Here is a 3,354-nt window from a genome sequence, read left to right as displayed (position 1 = left end):
AGGACTCCGTCCCGCTGACGCGATAGGCAGGATCCCCTATTGTCTGTTTCCCGTTCTACCAGAGAAACGGATCCCTGCTGGGAGCATGGCGGCAAGGTCGTAATAATTCGCAATGATCGCTGAGGTACTGTAAAGGGGAAGAGGATCCCTTCCCCAGAGAGCGTCCCCTTCTAAGGATCCAATGGACTTCTCACCCCGCGCCCGCCTTTATTCAGCACATGGGTGTAAATCATGGTGGTTTTGACATCTTTGTGGCCCAACAATTCTTGGACGGTGCGGATGTCGTAGCCGTTTTGCAGGAGATGAGTGGCAAAACTATGGCGGAAGGTGTGGCAACTGACCCGCTTGGGGATCCCGGTTTTTTGGACAGCTTGTTTAATCGCCCGTTGTAATCCAGACTCATGCAAATGATGGCGGCGGGTGATGCCAGTGCGAGGATCCTGAGATAACCTTTCTGCCGGAAAGACATATTGCCAGCTCCACTCCCGCTCCGCATTGGGATACTTGCGCTCCAAAGCAAATGGCAGATAGACTGAGCCGTATCCTTGTTCCAAATCCTGCTGATGTTGTCACTTTGCCCAGAGCAAGTGTTCTTGCAAAGGTTCCACTAAGGTTTCTGGCAGCATCGTTAACCGGCTCTCCATCCCTTTACTATTGCGAATCACCAGTTGCCGTTGGTTAAAATCCACATCTTTGACCCGGAGCTGCTGGGCTTCCGCCAATCGCAAGCCACTGCCATACAGCACCTGCACCACCAAGCGATGGATCCCGGATAGATGCACAATGATGGCTTTGACCTCCTCAGGGGTTAAGACCGTAGGCAAATAGCGTGACCGTTTGGCTCGCACGGCGTCTAGGTCAAGGTCTAGCTCCAGATGCAGCACTTCTCGGTAAAGGAACAACAGCGCACTGAGAGCCTGGTTTTGGGTGGAAGCGGCAACCTTACCCTCCACCGCCAGGTGAGTGAGAAAGGCGTTGATTTCTTCGCCGCCCATCTCCTTGGGGTGTCGCTTGTTGTGAAACAAGATAAAGCGACGGATCCAGAGAAGATAAGATTTCTCGGTTTGGTAGGAGTAGTGTTTGACCCGGAGGGCATCACTGACTTGCTCCAGGAGCTTTCTGGGTCTAGGTATGGGTGTGTTAATGCTCATTCAGCCAGATAAAAACCCTTTGGAGGTAATTATCGCTCAAAATGTTGACTATACAGACAAATTAGGGTAGCATTACACTAGGCGATGGAAAAGTCTGCTTCTTAGGTGATTATCAGTCATCTAGCTGCAGAAACACATGTTAGCCGCCTTGAGACAGGTCTGACACCAGCGTAAATGTCAAAGCAAACTCTGGCATTTGTCTGCGAGAAGAAAGATAGGAGAAGAGCATCAGTGAATAACGAAGAAAAGAAAGAGCTTTTCACCCATAAAATTGTGGCAGGCAGTCGCACCTATTTTTTTGATGTAAAAGAAGCCAAAGATGGAACTAAATATCTGGTCATTAGTGAGTCACGGCAGACGGGTACAAGTTACGATCACAGCAGGGTGATGATTTTTGAAGAGCATTTGGAAATGTTCACCGAAGGCTTGCAGAAAGCATTGCAGTTTTTGGGTGTCAAGAGCAAAGCATACAATCTCGATAACATAAGGCAAAAGTATCCAAAGGCCTACGAACGGTGGACATCTGACGAAGATGAGCGATTGAAGACAAAATATCATGAAGGAATTGGCATCGTCGAATTGGCAACATTCTTTCAAAGGCAGCCAAGTGCAATTCGTTCCCGATTAGCAAAGTTGGGTTTATTGTCAGCACGAGAAGATCAGAAGTGAATTGCAGGAAGTAAGCGGCGGCTAACACGCGCATGCACCCGACAGGCTTCGCCTCGCTGCGCTCGGCTCGCCTGCGGGTGATGCGCAAACCGTTAGCCAGCGCGACTTAATCTCAAGTGTAATAATATCCAACATCGAGGAGTTGGAAAGATGAACACAGTGATTACCATTCCTCTGGATGCAGATACAGCGAGACTTTACAGTCAAATTCCTGCTGACCTGCAAAGAAAGTTTCAGTTGTTACTTAACCTTTGGCTGCGCGACCTCATCGTACCACCGCGTCCCCTCCAGGTTGTCATAGATGAAATCAGCCAAAAAGCACAGGAGCGTGGCTTAACTCCTGAGATACTGGAATCTCTGCTGAATGTCGAATGAACCATGCTTTGTTTTTGATACCAATGTTGTTATCAGTGCGCTCCTGTTGAGATGTTCTGTCACTCGTCAAGTCTTTGACAGGGCAACACAGAGAGGCAAATTGCTTATCTCACGTGTGACCGTTGAAGAATTGAGCGATGTCCTGCGGCGCAAAGGATTTGAAAGGTATATAACCGAGGAAGAACGGATGGAGTTCTTGAGCACTTTTGTTAGAGATGGCGTCTTGGTGGAGATTGTAGAGCGCGTGGCGACGTGTCGTGATCCCAAAGACGACAAGTTTCTTGAACTGGCTGTTAATGGCAAGGCAAGATGTGCGTGCCGTTAGATGTACCCAGAGACAAGATGATGAGCAAGCTCAAATGCCCTCATTGCGGGAACCCAGGGATCCCTGTCCTCTGCAAGGTGTGCCTCCGCTCAACTGTGCCTGCGACCTGCAAAGCGTTATGAATCTTTGTTTGAGTCGTAATTGAGAGGAAATAGGTGAGCTATAATTCCTAATGGACTTTTCTTTTCATTGCAGGTTGGGTAATGCAAAAACAGGAAGTCCTTACATTACTGGCAAATCACCAGAACACTCTGAAGGACTTTGGCGTAAAGTCTCTAATGCTCTTTGGTTCAGTAGCAAGGGATGAAGCGCAAACAGACAGTGATATCGATCTGCTAGTAGAGTTTGACCGTCCAGTTGGATTGTTCACTTTTGTACGCTTGAAACGATATCTAGAGGAAATTTTAGAGAGTCCGGTTGATCTAGGTACGCCTGACTCCCTCAAGCCCTATCTGCAAGAATCCGTTCTCCGGGAGGTGGTTCGTGCCTTCTAGAGATTGGCAGAACAGAGTAAGATCGGAAATAGAGGCAATTAAGTTAGATGAGGATCCCTCTGGGCCAGGATATATGGTTGTTTCAGACTGCAGGAAAGCAACTTGGGGATCCCAGGTTCCCATAGTCTGCTTTGGGAGACAGATAAGGGGTATGTTTGTGTTGGCCGGTTAGAGATCGAAGGCAGGGCAAATGTCCCAGACTTATTCGGAATGACTATCGCGAACGGAGCTATTGTACTGGCTACCGTCTCATCGCCATTTGAATTGACTATAAGTAAACACACAAGCTCTCAAGCACGGGGGGGCAACGGTGGGCATTGGATCCCGGGAACCAGGGATT

At 48.6% G+C, this 3,354-nt stretch carries 4 protein-coding genes and 1 pseudogene; 4 read left to right on the top strand and 1 reads right to left on the bottom strand.

Going from position 1 to position 3,354, the window contains the following annotated elements:
• Positions 1-170 precede the first annotated feature (170 nt).
• A pseudogene (locus NW818_RS01925) lies at positions 171-1,151 on the bottom strand (integron integrase).
• A gap of 174 nt (positions 1,152-1,325) precedes the next feature.
• Here NW818_RS01925 and NW818_RS01920 point away from each other — a divergent pair.
• The 4 genes from NW818_RS01920 (at position 1,326) to NW818_RS01905 (ending at position 3,014) form a co-directional block, all read left to right on the top strand.
• Positions 1,326-1,820 carry a DUF3276 family protein gene (locus tag NW818_RS01920; protein ID WP_414417583.1) on the top strand — a complete coding sequence of 165 codons (495 nt, stop codon included), beginning with the start codon at positions 1,326-1,328 and terminating at the stop codon, positions 1,818-1,820.
• A gap of 150 nt (positions 1,821-1,970) precedes the next feature.
• Positions 1,971-2,195 (top strand): hypothetical protein, encoded by a 225-nt coding sequence (locus NW818_RS01915; RefSeq protein ID WP_414329510.1) that lies wholly within the window; start codon positions 1,971-1,973, stop codon positions 2,193-2,195.
• Positions 2,185-2,520, top strand: coding sequence for a putative toxin-antitoxin system toxin component, PIN family (locus NW818_RS01910; RefSeq protein ID WP_414329508.1), 336 nt, complete (start codon positions 2,185-2,187; stop codon positions 2,518-2,520). The genes NW818_RS01915 and NW818_RS01910 overlap by 11 nt, the downstream gene beginning before the upstream one ends.
• Positions 2,521-2,723: 203 nt before the next feature.
• Positions 2,724-3,014, top strand: a complete 291-nt coding sequence (locus tag NW818_RS01905; protein ID WP_414329506.1) for a nucleotidyltransferase family protein — start codon at positions 2,724-2,726, stop codon at positions 3,012-3,014.
• Positions 3,015-3,354 lie beyond the last annotated feature (340 nt).

The sequence above is a fragment of the Synechococcus sp. R6-5 genome, from assembly GCF_047461775.1.
Taxonomy (GTDB): domain Bacteria; phylum Cyanobacteriota; class Cyanobacteriia; order Thermostichales; family Thermostichaceae; genus Thermostichus.
Note: the sequence above shows the minus strand (reverse complement) of the source record. Positions and strands in the feature narration are given on the sequence as shown.

What these genes read in the sequence shown, in the direction of transcription:
- NW818_RS01910 (WP_414329508.1), top strand. Translation starts at nt 2,185, where the DNA reads ATGTCGAATGAACCATGCTTTGTTTTTGATACCAATGTTGTTATCAGT.
- NW818_RS01915 (WP_414329510.1), top strand. Translation starts at nt 1,971, where the DNA reads ATGAACACAGTGATTACCATTCCTCTGGATGCAGATACAGCGAGACTT.
- NW818_RS01905 (WP_414329506.1), top strand. Translation starts at nt 2,724, where the DNA reads ATGCAAAAACAGGAAGTCCTTACATTACTGGCAAATCACCAGAACACT.
- NW818_RS01920 (WP_414417583.1), top strand. Translation starts at nt 1,326, where the DNA reads ATGTCAAAGCAAACTCTGGCATTTGTCTGCGAGAAGAAAGATAGGAGA.